At 51.3% G+C, this 16,771-nt stretch carries 10 protein-coding genes; 2 read left to right on the top strand and 8 right to left on the bottom strand.

Annotated features, from left to right (window positions below; translation table 11 throughout):
* Positions 1-44 precede the first annotated feature (44 nt).
* From FH603_RS13765 to FH603_RS13730, 8 genes are all read right to left on the bottom strand, one after another.
* Complete coding sequence (locus FH603_RS13765; protein ID WP_186738107.1) at positions 45-1,697, bottom strand: RagB/SusD family nutrient uptake outer membrane protein; 1,653 nt, start codon at positions 1,695-1,697, stop codon at positions 45-47.
* An 81-nt stretch (positions 1,698-1,778) separates the two neighbouring features.
* Positions 1,779-5,003: a SusC/RagA family TonB-linked outer membrane protein gene (locus FH603_RS13760; protein ID WP_186738106.1), complete on the bottom strand. Its 3,225-nt coding sequence runs from the start codon at positions 5,001-5,003 to the stop codon at positions 1,779-1,781.
* A gap of 548 nt (positions 5,004-5,551) precedes the next feature.
* Positions 5,552-6,736: a monooxygenase gene (locus tag FH603_RS13755; RefSeq protein ID WP_235985399.1), complete on the bottom strand. Its 1,185-nt coding sequence runs from the start codon at positions 6,734-6,736 to the stop codon at positions 5,552-5,554.
* A 121-nt stretch (positions 6,737-6,857) separates the two neighbouring features.
* On the bottom strand, positions 6,858-7,550 hold the full coding sequence (locus FH603_RS13750) for a hypothetical protein (protein WP_186738104.1): 693 nt from the start codon (positions 7,548-7,550) through the stop codon (positions 6,858-6,860).
* A gap of 70 nt (positions 7,551-7,620) precedes the next feature.
* On the bottom strand, positions 7,621-9,348 hold the full coding sequence (locus FH603_RS13745; RefSeq protein WP_186738103.1) for a SusD/RagB family nutrient-binding outer membrane lipoprotein: 1,728 nt from the start codon (positions 9,346-9,348) through the stop codon (positions 7,621-7,623).
* Between the two features lie 72 nt (positions 9,349-9,420).
* Positions 9,421-12,729, bottom strand: a complete 3,309-nt coding sequence (locus FH603_RS13740; protein WP_186738102.1) for a SusC/RagA family TonB-linked outer membrane protein — start codon at positions 12,727-12,729, stop codon at positions 9,421-9,423.
* A 360-nt stretch (positions 12,730-13,089) separates the two neighbouring features.
* Complete coding sequence (locus FH603_RS13735) at positions 13,090-13,869, bottom strand: patatin-like phospholipase family protein (protein WP_186738101.1); 780 nt, start codon at positions 13,867-13,869, stop codon at positions 13,090-13,092.
* A gap of 147 nt (positions 13,870-14,016) precedes the next feature.
* Complete coding sequence (locus FH603_RS13730) at positions 14,017-14,886, bottom strand: MBL fold metallo-hydrolase (RefSeq protein ID WP_186738100.1); 870 nt, start codon at positions 14,884-14,886, stop codon at positions 14,017-14,019.
* 341 nt (positions 14,887-15,227) lie between these two features.
* On the opposite strand from FH603_RS13730, the gene FH603_RS13725 reads away from it, so the two are divergent.
* Both FH603_RS13725 and FH603_RS13720 read left to right on the top strand, forming a co-directional pair.
* Positions 15,228-15,959 (top strand): cytochrome b/b6 domain-containing protein, encoded by a 732-nt coding sequence (locus FH603_RS13725; protein WP_186738099.1) that lies wholly within the window; start codon positions 15,228-15,230, stop codon positions 15,957-15,959.
* Positions 15,956-16,759, top strand: a complete 804-nt coding sequence (locus tag FH603_RS13720; protein WP_186738098.1) for a molybdopterin-dependent oxidoreductase — start codon at positions 15,956-15,958, stop codon at positions 16,757-16,759. Before FH603_RS13725 ends, FH603_RS13720 begins: the two co-directional genes overlap by 4 nt.
* Positions 16,760-16,771: the final 12 nt, after the last annotated feature.

The raw sequence follows: 16,771 nt of genomic DNA, 5'->3' as shown, positions 1-16,771 counted from the left end.
TACCAGCGGCAGGGACTTTTCCATATCAATAGTAACTATACTGATTATTTTGTTTTTGGATTCATGGTCGGAGCACTACCTGACGCAGCCGTATTATACTTCAGCTCGTTATCGGGCACATCCCAATAATCCAGGAAGTTGTATTCGATGGTTGCGTTAGTGTTTACTTTACCAGCTCTATCGAGCACAACAGCCCCTTTGCGGCCACCGCCACTGGCTACCGGATCAATTACACCCCAACGGCGAGCATCGTAGAACGAAAGTCCCCGGAAGGCAAGCCCAACCCGGCGCTCCCGACGTAGTTCTTCTTTAGCCTGATCGAGCGTAAGCCCTTTGCCGGATACAGCCGCCAGTCCAGCGCCCTGCGCCGTCCGGACAGCGTCGACCGATTTGAGACCGTCTTCGATTTTACCCGTGTTAATAAGCGCTTCGGCTTTCATCAGCTCATTTTCTTCGTAGCTACCAACCAGATACAGCTCCGTTGCACCCGCCGTCCGGTCAGACAACGTAATGACGCCGGGTAGTTTCTTGCCGCCGTCTACCAGTGCCCAACGCGTATTGAACGCATTGCCCCGGCTGCTTTCGCCGATCCAGGGGGTAGCCCGCTGGGTGAAATTGTTGGCTAACCGCTGATCGCCCGTTCTGTAATCCTGAATCAACCGCTCACTGATTTTGTAGGTAGCTCCACCCGATGGATCACCAGTCGCCTTGGCGGCTACGGTACCCGTTAGCGGTGCCAGAACATCACCATTGGTGTTTGACCGGGCCGTAAAGACATAGTCCGAAGCAGTAACCCCATCGTTCGTCAGGGTAAGCACCTGCGTCCACTGCGCGGCTGTCATAGCTTTGGTGGTGGTGTTTACCAGCAGATTCCGGGCTTTCAACGTATTGATGTTACGCTTCCACATGGCTGTCGTGGGTACCACTCCTTTACCAACCTGATTCACATCGGGGATGATTCTGGCCATCATGGGAGCATAGTCAGCAGCCGTTCCGATGGTAGTAAGCAGGGCAGCCGCTTTATCCAGATTGGCATTAGCCTCTTCGATCATCTTCTCTTTGGACACGAAATTTCCGTTCGTACCGTTAGTGGCACTGTTGATGATACCCGCGTAGTACATCGATCCAATCCGCGAATAGGCAAATCCTTTCCACCAGTAGACCCATGCCTGAATAACGGCTTTCTTGGTAGCCGCATCGCCGGCGAACGCAACCTGCTCCGATAACTCCAGCACTTTATTCATCTGGCTGTTCATCGAATACATGTACCACCATTCATGAAACAGCGGATTGGCTCCCTGGTTAGCATTGACGTTAACCTGACGGATCAGCGCAATTTGCGTGTTTGGTGCGTTTGGATTCAACACGCGCGAACCATCGTCGAGAATCACATAATCCGGAGCACCAATCTGGTTACCGAACTGGTTGGCAGCCTCTTCACTGATCACATCGCCCATCAGTTCATGGACCCCAATGGCACCCGACCAGAAATAACCGGGAATACCATCGTATAAATCCGCTTTTATTTCACGGAATCCGTTTACGTAAACGCCCCCCTGGGCGAAGTTGATAATGCCCGACTCGGTGTTGGCACTACTTACCGTTGGCTGGTTCGGGTTTTTAACGTCAAGCTGCTCCTTGCAGGAGGTAGCGAAACCAAGCAGCATCACCGCTACTAAAACTTGTATCTTTTTCATCGACGAATCATTGAAAGGTATAGCGGGCCGGCTACCCGTGGGGCTCCCCTGGAAGCCTGCCGGTAGCTAGCGCCAGTTAAGTTAGAAACCGATGTTTAGCGTAGCCTGGTACGAACGAACGTTTGGCATCGTGTTGTGGTCTGTTCCACGGTCCCATGCCGAGTTACCCGAACCGGAGCTGATTTCAGGATCGTAGCCCGTATACTTCGTGAAGGTCAGCAGGTTACGGCCCGACAGGACGAGTTGAGCACGACGCAGAACCGGTATGTTGGCAATTTTACTGAAGTCGACACCCACCTGAACGTTACGTAACCGAACGAACGAAGCATCTTCGTAGAAGTAGTCTTTTGTTCCGTTGGCAGCCCGCTGTGCATAAACACCCCGGTAGAACGCCGTCCAGGCACCCGTCTGGCCTTCGATGGTGAAAGGCTTGGCATAGTCAGCATGGATACCATCGCGATACATCCATTCCTTTGTCTGGTTATAGACGTGGCTACCCTGTACCCAGTCGAACTGGAAGCCAAACGAAAGGAAGTTTTTGAACGTGAATTCGTTGATGAACGACATGTTGAACAGCGGGTTAGGATCGCCAAAGCTGTATTTGTTAGCCGAGAAAAATGGCTGCTTGGTTGCTTTGCTGACAACATACCCGTTGCTGGCTACCGTGTAATTGGCCTGCTGATCGGCGGGGATGTAAAGCTGACCATTCACGTCTCTGGCATCGACCTGGCTGATGGATACATTGCCATACAACTGACCGATTTTCTCACCCGCTTTCAGGACGTAGTTGGTGCTACCGGCGTTCGACAGGACAACAACTTCAGCACCGCCTTTTACCGCCGTGATTTCGGATGTCTGACGACCGAAGTTGGTTGTCAGATTCCAGGAGAAGGTAGGCGTCCGGAAGATGTTGGCATTCAGCGAAGCCTGAAAACCGTGCGACCCCAATGAGAACGCATTGTCTTTGATGGAGTTGATTCCCGACGATGGAGCCGCATTGATGTCATAAATAGCGTTGTCTGTCGACCGGTTCCAGTAGGTAGCCGACAAGCGTATGCTGCTCAGCCAGTTGGAACTTTTGAACGGTGTCAGGGCCAGATCGGTACCAATTTCAAGCTCCGACGATACCTCTACATTCAGGTCCGGGTTTGGCTGGCTGGCTGGTGTATAGAACGAGTTGGCGTTACCCAGCGTCCGGGTGTTCAGCACCTGATAGCGGTCGAACGGTCTTGGCTGAATACCGGCCTGACCGTAAGCTGCCCGGAATTTAAATTCAGGAAAAATCCCCGAAATCGGGCTGTTTTCCCAGAATTTCAACGCAGATATCCGGAAATAAGCGTCGCCCCGTGGGAACGTGAACGGCTTGGACGCCTGACCGAAGGCCGACGAGAAGTCGGTACGAAAACCACCCGATACCCCGGCCAGATCACCAAAATCGATCCGCTGGTTCACCAGGTAACCGTAGGTAATAAAGGGCTCGGTATAATCCCGGAAGGTTTTGAAGGAAGATGCCTGAGCTGCCGTAAAAGGCTCATAGGTAGGCAGCGATAAGCTATAGGTATTGTACTCCTTCGATTTCCGGTTCCGATAGTCAAATGCGATCTGCGTCGAGGTCCGAATCGGGATGTTCAACTTGAAATCGTTCTGAAAATCAGTGTTGAAAAACGCCGACGCCAGGAAGTTCTGATACGTCGAGTTCAGGCTTAAGTTATCGATCTCTCCCTTTGCATCGGTAGCGTAGTTACCCCAGAAGTTACTGCCGCTGTAGGCTTGCACGTTGCGATTTTCTGTCTGGTTCGGGTAGGTCGTAATGATCTCCTGACGCGAGTAGTTAATACCGTATTTAGCATCCAGGTCTATGAACTTGTTCAGTTTATAGTTCAGGTTCAGGTTCTGGATAATGTCTATTTTATTGTCATTGTTATTGGTATACCGCTGCCAGTAGCTCGGGTTGTTGTGGTTTACCCCCACCGCATCACCGTAGTAGATACCCGGATTTCCGTCAGGATCTAGCGCCGAAAAATCAGCGAAAGGCCGGGCGTTATTCACTGTATACAGGATATTCCGGTCGTTCGACTTGATCGTATTCTTGGTATAGATCAGCTGCGTCGTTGTCCGGAACGTCAGTCCTTTCGCCAGTTCAGCCCCGATGTTGGTGACAATGTTACTGCGCTGATAGCCTCCGTTGTTGATGATGTTGCTTTCCTGCTGGTTGTTCGAGGCCGATACGGCAAAGTCGAACTTATCGCGACCACCCGACAGCGAAATGCTGTTGTTGTAGGTCGTAGAGGGCTTGAAGAAGTAGTCGTAGTGATCGATGTATTTCAGATTCGCCGTATAGGGCTTGTCAGCCTTGTTGTTAACGTCGAGTGGGTTATACTGAACGTTCTCGCTGTAGATCAGCGTGTTCGGATCAAACGTCAGCGGCTTTCCCGACGTACCGATTACGTTATTCTGGGCATCGGTAACAAAGCCATTGAACTGCGACTTGGCTACACCCCCCACGTTCAGGTATGTGTTGCGTGTGATACCTGACGAGATATCGATCTGAAGTTTTCCGGATTTTCCCCGTTTGGTAAACACCTGAATAACCCCGTTGGCTCCCTGCGCTCCATACAGCGTGGCAGCCGCAGCGCCCTGAACAACTTCAACCCGTTCGATCGTATTCGGGTCGATTGAGCTTAGGATAGCGGTTGGGTTACTGTTAAAGTTACCGTTCGAGTCATAACTGGACGCATCGACCTGCACACCGTCGATGATCAGGATGGGGGCTGTACCCCGGTTGATGGTGTTGATCCCGCGCAACACGATGTTGACTGGCGCACCGGGGGTACCATTTCCACTCGAGATCTGAGCACCGGCAATTTTACCAACCAGCGCCTGATCGATCGAAGCGGTTGGCGTTTGTGGCAGGTTTTTGGACGACACCGATTCGACGGCAATACCCAGCTTCCGTTTATCGGTCGCTACGCCAACGCCCGTTACGACTACCTCCGTCAATTGCCGACTGTCGGTAACCAGTTTGACGTCGATAACCGAGCGATTTCCTACGGCAATTTCCTGCGTCGTTGTTCCTACAAAACTTACCACCAGTGTCCCTCCGCTGGCGGGTAATGAAATAGCATAGTTTCCTTCGGCATCGGTATTGGCACCCCGGCTCGACCCTTTCAGCACGATCGATACCCCAGGAATGGCATTCCCATCTTCGGCAGATGTTACCTTGCCGGTTACCTTCCGTTCCTGAGCCCACACGTTGGCACAGAGTGAGCAAACCAATAGGAAACTCACTAATAAAATTCTCCTCATGTCGCTTTTTGTCTAGGTTAAATGCATGCACACTTTCTGCAAAACTATGTCATCAATCAGACATTGCAAATTTTTTGTGCAAATTTTATATCACACTCATTAATTTCCATAGATCAGCTTATTTCAAAATATAATTTTGCTTTATACCACATGTACCTTCTTTTACTACAAGATTTACAGGGTTTATTTATTCTTTCAGACGAGGCTTATAGACAATGTTTGGCTAAGTATATTCTGCATGTAAATTGCTAATTATTAGAATAATACAAAAATTACTATTAAGTAAAATTACCTATCATTTTTATGAGTATTCACGTATGCCGAATATTGGCCGTAGCTGGTCATTTGTATACGACCATTCACATACAATCACGAATCAATGATAGACTTGTAATTTTCCAACCTGCCTATGCTCTGTAGTGTCAATTACTGCGTTTTGGGCCTATCAAAGGGATATAAGGAGCCACCCCAAAAATGGAAGACTCTACGACAGACAGGGCTAGAAAGGAGTAGTATATTTTCCTCAGTAAGGAACCACAGGCTACGCGCTATTTCACGTAGTAAAAAACCAGATTCATCATCTCGTCGGTTGAGTTCCAGCCATATCCCACTGTTCGGGCGGGATGGTTTGGATTGAGCGGATTTTGATCGGTATTGTCGTAGTGCGCTTCGGCGATAATGGTCGACCCCTTAGGAAGTACAAGCATTTGCCGGAAGAAATAGGTTAGTTGCCAGTTGTAATCCCAATCGGCAATACTGATCAGATTAATGGCATCACCATCGGGCGTAATGGCAAACGCCTTCATCGATCGACCCAACCGATGCATGTGGGGCATCACAGACAGGAGCCGGATCGTATCCGGTATTGGGCCATAATTCATGTAAAAGGCGGGCCGGGTGTTGGCCGGGAGCTGAAACGGCTGATTCGTTACGTTATTCTCGGTGAGCGATAACGTCTTCACTACGCGCGCTACGGGTACTTTGGCAAAGTATAGCCGCACCTCCGACTGGTCCTGGTCAGCTTTGGCTGAGGGTGCATAATGCACGTTCAGGATGAGGTCGCTGCCCGCCCGGATACGTTTGGCCGCGCCAACGGGAAACGTCACGCGGTCGTTACCCGGCACCCAGCCATACATAAACTCATCGGCAAGGGGAGTTTTCTGAAAATCACGCAGGTGTGGATCATCCTCGGCAATTCCATCAATACCGGCCATCGTCCCTGTCGAGTCGACCATCAACCGGCTATGGTGAACCAGTTTACGATTACCGGGAACAAACTCAATAGCATCGACCCATACGTCTTCACTGAGATTCATAGGCACATGGAAGTACCGAAAATCTTCACGCCCATCGCCATGAACCGTATACGGTTTCATTTTCAGGATGAGGTCAGGTTTCCTGGGCTCACTTGACTCGACCTGTGCTTTTCCCATTCCTGCTTTCGGCTTTTCGCCTTCTGCCATTCCACCTTTCACCCAGCTCTGAATGGTATTGATCTCTGATTCTGACAACCCGCGCTCGTTGGCGTAATGCTGAAATTGCCGATCGGCCGGGAAGGGAGGCATATACCGGATCTGCGTAACTTTGGCAATGAACTTGCTTCGTTTGACAACATCCTGATAGGTAAGCAGACTGAACGGCCCTACCCCACCCGGCTGGTGACAGGTTGAACAATGCAAAGCAAAGATAGGCTGGATATCGGCGGTGTAGGTTGGTATCTGAGCCCGTATCATGGGCGCAACAAATAGCAAACACACCAAGAACCCAAGTTGCCCCCTTTTCATAATAGCTCAATATACAAAAAAGCAGCAACGGGATAACCCGCTGCTGCCAGTCAAAAAACTGTTAATGCTATTACTTCACGGTGAAGCTCAGGCGGCAATTGGAGTTAGCCTGTGATACCGGCGTTGGATCGAGGCAGATGCTCTCTTCATTCCACACTTTGAATACCAACCCATCGGAGGTAGTAAGCTCCCAGGTAACCACAAACGCATCGGCGCTGGCAACGGTTTTGCCACCTACCACCTGCGCACCCTGCAGACGGGTACCCGCCGGACGAGGCCGCGCCGGGTTTTCAAACACCTTTACTGCGTTTACCTTATCGTACTTAACCGTAGCATCCTTATAAAGCGCGTAAACGTCGGCGGGAGCTAGGCTGAACGAATTCCACTGGCGGTTGGCCGCTGGTGCATCAATCGTTTTCACTACTTTTCCTCCGTTACCCAGCGATACCGTTTTGGGGTTTCCGTCAGGATCAGTATACGACTCGATCATATCTACTTTGATAACTACTTTACTAACTGTCAGCTTGTTATCGAGCGATACCCACCGGATTTTGAAGTCAATTTTCGAAGCATCCTGCCCCGTAAGCGGAAAGTTTTTTGCGTTGGAAGCAAAATTGGCTTTACCGGTTTCGGCTATCCCCTCAAAAACACCGAGGGCGTGCACACCTGACTCCCACGGTTTGTTTGGGTTGAGTGACTCATCCTGGCAACCCACCAGCAGCATAACCGCCACTGTTAACGAATATAAAAAGAGTTGTTTCATTGCTGTCATTATCTGGTTAACCCGCTGATTACGCACGTTTGACAGTGCGTAATCAGCAGCTATGATTTTCTTAGAACTCCCACTTAGTCTTTACTTTATCCCAGAAGATTGGATCCCGGTCGAAAATCACATCGGTGATATACTTCGACGCGTTGGGGTTCAAAGCACCTTCAGACTGCGGATACGGTAACCGCAGCGCATACTGACGGGGTGGCTTCGAGATGGGTGCCTGAATACCCACGGAGAACTGCTTGAACTGGCTTTGAATAGGGTAGCCGGTCCGGCGTTGCAGGTTCCACATGTCCATGCCCTGCCCCCACGAAGAGAACCAGATTTGCTTGGCCACTACGTTCAGTTTGGACTGGGGGGTCGTAGCTGCATCGTACAGGTCCAGCCACGCTTTCACGTAGGCATCAACCTCGGCCTGCGCGGGAGCTTTTGCTCTGGTGGGATCTGATTTAAGACCCTGGGCCACCACTACGGCGATCTGCTCACGCATGGCAGCGTCAAAAAGAGCTTTAGGATCACCTGTTACGCCCGTTCCGTCCAGAATCGCTTCGACCTGATAATATTTCGTGTTCCAGCTATGGATCAGCGGCCACAGCCCGTCACCACCGAAGTTGAGCGCTGCCTGGCCGGTGAGGGCTACAGCAGGCGTGGTCCGGTCCGAGTAAACACCACCTGCCGGATAGGTACCGGGGGCCGTCCGCAGGGGACCATCGGCAGCCGCACCCGATACATCGGCCCGGTCCCGTCCGAAGTAACCGGCTATATAAGCCAGATCCGTAGCCGGAATAGCGCCGGTGATACCAAATGCCTTTTTATAATCATCCAGGAACGAAGCCCGAAGCGGCAGGTACGATCCACCAAAAGGCGTAGTACCGCGGTCTGTTGGGTTATTCTGGTCCAGAATCCGTGACGTTTGCCGGTAGAAGTAGAAAGGCAAACGTGGATCTTTGTTCAGCATCATTTCGCCCATCAACTGGTGGTTGATATAGGTAGGATCTGACGTACCGGTGTACGTAAGAAACCAGGGGTGTGTGTTGCGCTCCGGTGAAATCTGCTTGGAATACAGGTAAGACCAGTTCTGCGCAGGAGTTGTAATAAACCCACCTGCATCGAAAGCCGCCTTTAGTTCAGCATTTCCATTCGTGCGGCCCTTGCGCGAGGTAAGCAACAGGCGCAGCTTCACCGTTTTGGCAATCCGCGTCCAGGTTGTTGCGTTACCGCCACCCATGTAGTCATTGATTACGGCAACAGGCTGCGGTTTAGCCAGTTCTACAACGGCCTGATCGCATAGTTTGAGCAAGTCCTCGTAAATAGCTGCGTCCTTATCGAATACAGGGGATGTGTTGGGGGTTGCCGCGTTGCCTTTCCAGGCTTCCGAGTACGGCATATCGCCAAACATATCTACGTAGTTACCCATCGCGTATGCTTTGAGTACCAAAGCGATACCCCGGTAGCGGGGATTCTTACCGTCTTCCGTAGCCCGCAGCATCTCTTCCATGCTCTGCAGAGTCCGAAAACCATCATTCCAGGTTCCCTGGAAGCTGGTGTTGCTTAAGTTATAGGCATCGTTGGAATTCCAGAGACCCGCAAAACCCATAGCGCTGCTATTCACAGTTGTGAACGCGTCACGAGCTGCATTTTCGGCTACAGGCAACAGCAGACCCAGCGAACCGGTTGCGGGTTTGTTGGGATCTTTGTTGATGTCCAGATCGGTGTAATTACACGAACTGACTATGCTGATGATTCCAGCCAGTGCCAGTGTCCTGACAATGTTTTTATTATTGATCATCGTAACTGCTTAGTTAGATTTTATTAATGAGGCAGATCTGTTTAATAGATCGATAGACCTCCCTGATCGTAGTTAGAATGAAGCATTGAGGTTAATCCCGAAACGACGCGTTGATGGCGAAGCACCCAGGTCAAAGCCCTGAATGTTCGAATCGGCGAAGTTTGACAGCACTTCGGGGTCGAAGTTCAGCCCTTTCAGCATGTTAGGTGCATAGAACCACAGGTTACGACCCGATGCCGACAAACGCAGGCTGCCAATCACTTTAGCATACCGCTGCAGGAAGGCTTTAGGTACGCTGTAGCCCAGGGAAATTTCCCGTAAGCGCACCACCGTAGCGTCGTAGATATTTACCTCGTCAGCACCGTATGCACCATATCCATCCGTAAAGTGGTACTGGAAAGCGGTCATGGCGATGGTGTTTTTGATTGACTTTCCATCTTCGCCCAGCAGCGGCTTGTAGGTAGACGGATCACCCAGTACACCTGGAATTACCCGCATACCTTCACGATCTTCGGAGTTCTTGAGTTGACCACGCAACAGCAGCGAAGCGGCCGTGCTTGAGAACAGGCTACCACCGACTTTGTAGTCGAGCAGTACGCTCAGTGAGAAATTTTTGAAGTTTACCGTGTTGGTCCAGCCTAGCTGGTATTTCGTATTCGGGTCGCCAATTACGTCTGACTGAGGAGCGCGAATAGGCAGGCCCGTTGACGGGTTGATGAGCAGATTACCGCTTTCATCACGGGCATTCTTCGAACCAATGATCTGCCCGTAAGGCAAGCCGTTCCGGAAAATGGTTCCAAGCGAGGTAAGGCCAGTACCACCGATAAAGATTTCGCCACCCGGACCCGCATCTTCAACTTTCGACTGAATGCGCGTGTACGCCAGGAACGAAGTCCAGGTCAGGCCATTGGCCATCCGCAGGGGAACCAGCGTGAGGCCCACTTCCCAACCTTTATTGGAAATCTTACCGGCGTTTGTGATCTCAGTCTCAAAGCCTGATGTCCGGGGTAGTTCCCGGGTAACGATCAGGTCTGTCGATACACGGTTGAAATAGGCGGCATCAATACCAATCCGGTTGTTGAAGAACTGAAGTTCAGTCCCTAACTCTACCTCAGACGTAAACTCAGGCTTCAGATTGATGTTGTTCAGCTGTTTGGGCAGGTTGGCCGTCGAGATTGCGCCAGCATTGTAGAAGGTACGACCGAGGTTGTAGGCCGTAAATACCTGATAGGGATCGGCATCTTTACCCACCTTGGCGTAGTTAGCCCGTAGTTTACCAAGATTGATAATGTTCTTGGGCAGGTTCAGTACATCGGTGAATACAAACGAAGCGGATACGGCCGGGTAGTAATAGCTGTTATTACCGGCTGGCAGCGTCGACGAGTGGTCATTACGAACGGAACCCGTCAGGAAAAGGAAGTTGCCGTACCCTACCGTCAATTCACTGAAAAGTCCGTACAACCGGCGCTGGCTCCGATAATCAGCCGCGTTCTGGTTCAGCGTACCGCCAATTGTCAGGATGTTCGGATCGATAACGGGTGCGCCACTAATCGCTGATTCGGTGTAGCTACGCTGGTTCGGGTTGAATCCAACCAGCAGCTTGGCATTGATCTTTTCCGAAAAATCGTGCGTTGCCGTCGCCAGGAAGGTAAAATCAATTTCCGTCTTGGTCAAATCCTGCCGGGTTACCGAGCCTAACGGAACAAACGAACCACCTGGGCGGAGAACGTTCTTACGCGTCTCTGAGTAGGTGTTGAGTCCGCCACGGGCAGTGACGTTCAGCCAGGGCGTTACATCGTAGCTCATTGTCATATTCCCATACACCCGGTTCACGGCGGAGTTATAAAGGTTGTACTTAGCCGTCCAGAGCGGGTTGTCCAACGCCCGGTAGAATACGTTTGAGCCATCCACCGGGTTTTCAAACGGATAGGCGTTCAGGTCATAGTTACGGGGCAGATAGAACAAACGGCTGTAGATCGAACCGGCAGACTGTCCAGCCGGGCCGTAGTCGGCGTAATAACCAGCGCCCGACTGCGGGCTCTGCTGGTTGGTATTCGTATACGCCACGCTACCGGCCAGGTTGATACTATTGTTAAGCGTAGCATTACCACCAAAGCTCAGCGTGGTACGATCCGTAGACGAGTTTGGAATGATACCCTCGTTTTTGGTCCGCGAAACCGATGCGTTCAGCGATGTCTTGTCGCCGGTCGAGTTGATCTGAATACCGTTCTCCAATACCCGGCCCTGCCGGAAGAAACCGCCAATAATATCATGCGGTACGAGTGGCACCGCAATACCCCGGCCATTGGCCTGGAGTAATTCGGGAAATGCGTTCTGGAAACGGGCAGCACCGTACGGTACCGTTGCATCAACGAGTGGGTGCGGAATGGTACCGGCCGGATAATCCGGATCAATTACTTTCGAGTAGCGATCAAAACCCAGGCCCGCGTTGACCCGGTCAACCTCGGCTGGAAAGACGGTTCCCCAGTTTCCGATAAATCCACCGTTATAAGTCTGGTTGGAGCCCTGCGTGTAAGTGTTCTGGTAATCAGGAACCGTTGATACATTCTCGACAGAGTACGACGAGTTGAAGTTGATCTCAAGACCTTTTCGTGCCGATTTACTACCCGATTTGGTGGTGATAACAATAACGCCGTTAGCCGCCCGTGAGCCGTACAACGCCGATGCAGCCGCACCTTTCAGTACGGTCATAGCCTCAATGTTGTTGGGGTCGATGTCGTACGCCCGGTTTGTCGTTACGGTGTTTGAGTTGTACCCCTGGCTACCGTTCTGGGGCGTATTTACTGAGTTATCGAAGGGGATACCATCAACAACGAACAGAGGCTGGTTATTTCCCGTAAATGAGTTGTTACCCCGGATGGTGATCCGTGTACCGGCACCGGGTGCGCCGTTACCGGCCGTGATATTCACCCCCGGCACTTTGCCTGACAAGGCCCGTAGCGGATCTGGCTCCGACCGTTGCTGGAGCATATCGCCTTTTACATTGGAGACGGCGTAGGCGAGCGCTTTTTTGTCGCGCTGCTGGCCCAGTGCCGTTACAACCACTTCGCCCAATTGCTTGGCATCGTTCATCAGTTTTACATCAACAACTGAGCGATTACCAATCTCGATCTCCTGCGAAGCGGAGCCAACGAAACTAAAAATCAACCGGCTTCCCTTATCCGATACGCTGATCGAGTAGGCTCCCTTGGCATCCGTGTTGGTACCCTTGGTTGTGGCTTTGATCACGACAGATACACCAGGCATAGGTGTTCCGTCTTCGGAAGCCGTTACCTTACCCGTAATTGTTCGCTCCTGGGCCCAAACGGGAGTCCAGAGTGAGCACACAAAAAGCATACCCACCAGTAGAATTCTACTCATAGTAAGATTACGTTTAGATTAAGAAATACATTACTTTCTGCAAAACTAACAAAACGAGCACGCCTTACAAATTTTTTGTTATAATTATAAAAAGCCTACTATTATTGTATTCTTTGGCATTTATTCAGAATATTATTTTGTATATACTTATTTAATAGGTATCTCTATATAGGGGACAAGTCCTATAAATACTCGTTTTCAAAACAAAGTCTATATGAGTAATTACTGAAGGGATTCGGCAAAAATTTGAATAGTTCTACTCTTTCGTTTTTTCAGCCTGTTACTTTCTGTATGATCGAATAGCGGATGCAAACGATATTATTCAAAAAGAAAGCCTGACTAGGTAGCCAGGCTTTCTTTTTATTCGATTTCAACACGCGGTCGATTCAACGTTTTCTCTATTTGTTCTGTCATTGAGCGGGTGTACTGGTAACCAACCCGGAAAAGCTCTCGCGCTTTCCCAATATCGGTTGTACCATACTGAGCCAGCTGAGGAGGCTCGATCAACACCGTACATTTGGCAAAACGCTCTCTCGTCTTACTCTGAACAGCCAGCACCAGGCTCCGTTCGATAACACCCCGCATAGACGTAACTGGTTTACGGGGCCCCAGTACGTTACAGTGTGAACCAATAATAACGTCTACCTTATTTTCGATAATTTCGACGGGCAGGTTATTCAACACTCCTCCATCGACGAACTGGCGTTTGTTGATTAGCATCGGCTCAAAAATACCCGGTAAACAACAGGAGGCCAGTACGGGTCGAATCAACTCGCCCTGCTCGAAAACCACCTGCTCGCCATCGTTCAGGTCAACCGCCAGCACATGCAGCGGAATTTGTAGTCCCTCAAACGAATCGTGGGGCAGGTATTTGCGGTATAACTCGATGGCGGTGTCGATCCGGAGCAGGCCCATACGGTTCCAGGCAGGACGCAAATGCCGCACAAAGGATGATGATTCAATAATCTTCAGGCTTTCATCGGGCGAGTAACCCTGCGCGATGAGTGCACCGGTTATGGCACCTGCACTGGTACCCGCGATCTGGTCGAACTGGATACCCATCTCCTGTAACGCCTTCACAACACCTAAATGGGCAATGCCTCTCGCTCCACCACCCGATAAAACCAATCCAATTTTCATAGTATTCCCGTTAGGGTGCCTTATTTAACAACGGTAGGTTAAAAGGATTGGTTTACCGGTAAAGCCGTCTCTTGGGGTCTAGGATCATAAACAACTACCGCTCCGGACCGCCTGTTCGCTTATGGCTACGAGGGCCCCGGAATAGGTTTACAGCCACTCGGCTAGTGCTCCGCGCTCTTTAATACGAATACCTTTTTCGGTACGCTCGACCGTAGCAGCTTCGCAGGTAGGGTCATGATCGAAGATAAGCAGCCAGTTCTCATCGACAGCGCGGTTGAGAAAAGACGTCTTTTCATCCATCGTCACCAGTGGCCGTACATCATAGCCCATCACATACGGAATAGGTATGTGCGCAGCCGATGGAATCAGATCGGCGCAGAACACGGCCGTACGCGGCTGACTGGTGCCAACCTGGAACATGGGCAGAGTCATTTTCTCGGTATGACCATCCATATACAACAAGTCGATTCCAGGAATATCCAGCCCGTCCCGGTCAATAAACCGTAGCTGATCGTTTTCATGCAGCGGCATGAAGTTCTCCTTCAGGTAGGTAGCCCGCTCGCGGGGGTTCGGCGCGGTAGCCCACTCCCACTGCCCGCTATGGCTCCAGTAGGTAGCCTGTGGAAAGGTGGCTTCGAGCTTCGTATGACTCGAATCGGCATAGCGTACGGCCCCGCCCGCATGGTCGAAGTGCAGGTGGGTTAGCAGCACATCGGTTACATCGTTGATCGAATAACCCGCCTGTTCAACGGCGCTGGTCAGGGTTTTGCCATTGGGCAGGTCATAGTAACTGAAGAATTTAGCGTCCTGCTTATCGCCAGCACCAGTGTCGACCAGCAGGAGCCGGGAACGCCCGTTGGCATCAGTGGCTTCAACCAGCAGGTTTCGGAGCGCCCAATCGCAGAGATTGCGTTCGTCGGCGGGGTTGGTGCGCTGCCAGATGGACTTCGGCACGACACCGAACATGGCACCGCCGTCAAGTTTGAAAGGACCGGTATCAATGGATTTAATTATCATGGAATAGCCTGTGTTAGGGAGCAAAGGTAGAAATCTGTACCTGACAATGTAGCGTACTGCCCGGCGTATACCGGCACCAACTTACCCTGCCAGACGTTCTCGTAGAAAACCCTCTCATGGCCTGGCAACTACCTTTTTTCGTTATATTGAAGCTGTTTAGGATTACTGCCGGAAGCGGCACGGTGTATCCCGGCCGGGTTGGTGTATCCTGGACGGCCACGTCCGGGTATAGATAGATTTTATTCTCGCCCGGACGTGGCCGTCCAGGATACACTGTACATTGGCAGGATGCTGGCAGGCATTCGCGCTGTTTGATTCCCCACGTCTTCAATCACTAATTCATGAAACGAATTATCCACAAGCACCCGCTTGCTATCCGGTGGTTTCACTGGATCAACTTTCCGGTTCTGTTCGTCATGATCTGGAGCGGCCTGCTCATTTACTGGGCCTATGATCCCTACAAAATTCAGATTGGCGGTTATACGCTGGTATCGTTCTTTCCCGACGGTTTCTACACCTTTCTTCATGTGCCGCGTCGGCTGGCCGAAGGTATGGCCTGGCATTGGATGTTTATGTGGCTGTTTATGCTCAATGGGCTGGCCTATGTCATCTACACCTTTGCGTCGGGAGAATGGCGACACCTGGTGCCCGATCGCAACTCGTTCCGGGAAGCAATTCAGGTGATACTTTACGAATTTGGCCTGCGCAAATCCCAGCCACCTTTCATCAAGTATAATGGTGCTCAGAAGATCGCTTACTTCTTTATTATGCTCATGGGCGTCGGCTCGGTCCTGACCGGATTTGCCATCTATAAACCAACTCAGTTCTCCTGGCTCACGGGTGTGCTGGGCGGATACGAAGCCGCCCGGCTGGAGCATTTTCTCTTAACGGTTGGCTTTGTCCTGTTCTTCTTTGTTCATATCGGGCAGGTGATACGGGCAGGCTGGCCTAATTTTCAGTCGATGATAACGGGCTTTGAACTTGTAAAGGCCATTGACCCTCAACGCCCCGAACCCGCCGAGCCAACCACTATTCGGCCAACGGAACCTACCCCTACTCCAGCTATACTATGAGTCAGTCCCGCGAGCCCAAACTTCCGGAAAGCGATGTGCCCGAATCGGCTGTTCGCCGGAAACTGCTAACCTCATTTGGCTGGTTTGCGCTGGCCGCTGCCGTACCCGTCGGCGTGTATGAGTGGATTACCCGCAGCCCCAAATCGATGGGTGCCCGGAAACCCTTTCGCCAGGTGCTTGATGCCAATGAGCAGATTGCGAAAACCTATTTCAGCAACACGCACCTGGTGCCAACATTTCCGGTCAACGAAGCGGTAAAGAAGGCGCGTGTCAATGGCTACGATGGCATAAAGACGCCGATCCCGGACGACTGGAAACTACAGATCGATCGAAATACAGGTACCCCACCGCTGCTACTGACCATCGACGACATCAAGGCATTACCCAGACATGAGCTGGCGTACGAATTCAAGTGCATCGAAGGCTGGAGTCAGATTCAGCACTGGGGCGGCACACGCCTGTCCGATGTTTTGGCTGCCTATAAGCTTGGTACCCGGAGTGGCAATGCCCCCGCTTCCGGCAATACCGACGATCTGTTCAAACACGTCGGCCTCGAGACGCCCGACAAAGGGTATTATGTGGGCATCGATATGGAAAGTGCGATGCACCCGCAAACGCTGCTGGCTTATGAGCTGAACGGCCAGCCAATTACGGCCCCACATGGCGCTCCACTCCGACTGATTATCCCGGTAAAATACGGCGTCAAGAATTTAAAGCGGATTGGCCGGATCTTTTTCTCCGATGAGCGCCCACGCGACTTCTGGGCCGAACGCGGCTATGATTACTACGTAGGCTTATAAACGAGTAACACC

Origin of the sequence: Spirosoma utsteinense (assembly GCF_014282275.1) — a bacterium.
In the GTDB taxonomy this organism is placed as follows: Bacteria; Bacteroidota; Bacteroidia; order Cytophagales; family Spirosomataceae; genus Spirosoma; species Spirosoma utsteinense.
The sequence above is the reverse complement of the archived record's forward strand: the minus strand, read 5'-3'. Positions and strand labels throughout refer to the sequence as shown.

What these genes read in the sequence shown, in the direction of transcription:
- FH603_RS13740 (WP_186738102.1), bottom strand. Translation starts at nt 12,729, where the DNA reads ATGAGTAGAATTCTACTGGTGGGTATGCTTTTTGTGTGCTCACTCTGG.
- FH603_RS13720 (WP_186738098.1), top strand. Translation starts at nt 15,956, where the DNA reads ATGAGTCAGTCCCGCGAGCCCAAACTTCCGGAAAGCGATGTGCCCGAA.
- FH603_RS13730 (WP_186738100.1), bottom strand. Translation starts at nt 14,886, where the DNA reads ATGATAATTAAATCCATTGATACCGGTCCTTTCAAACTTGACGGCGGT.
- FH603_RS13725 (WP_186738099.1), top strand. Translation starts at nt 15,228, where the DNA reads ATGAAACGAATTATCCACAAGCACCCGCTTGCTATCCGGTGGTTTCAC.
- FH603_RS13760 (WP_186738106.1), bottom strand. Translation starts at nt 5,003, where the DNA reads ATGAGGAGAATTTTATTAGTGAGTTTCCTATTGGTTTGCTCACTCTGT.
- FH603_RS13750 (WP_186738104.1), bottom strand. Translation starts at nt 7,550, where the DNA reads ATGAAACAACTCTTTTTATATTCGTTAACAGTGGCGGTTATGCTGCTG.
- FH603_RS13735 (WP_186738101.1), bottom strand. Translation starts at nt 13,869, where the DNA reads ATGAAAATTGGATTGGTTTTATCGGGTGGTGGAGCGAGAGGCATTGCC.
- FH603_RS13745 (WP_186738103.1), bottom strand. Translation starts at nt 9,348, where the DNA reads ATGATCAATAATAAAAACATTGTCAGGACACTGGCACTGGCTGGAATC.
- FH603_RS13755 (WP_235985399.1), bottom strand. Translation starts at nt 6,736, where the DNA reads ATGATACGGGCTCAGATACCAACCTACACCGCCGATATCCAGCCTATC.
- FH603_RS13765 (WP_186738107.1), bottom strand. Translation starts at nt 1,697, where the DNA reads ATGAAAAAGATACAAGTTTTAGTAGCGGTGATGCTGCTTGGTTTCGCT.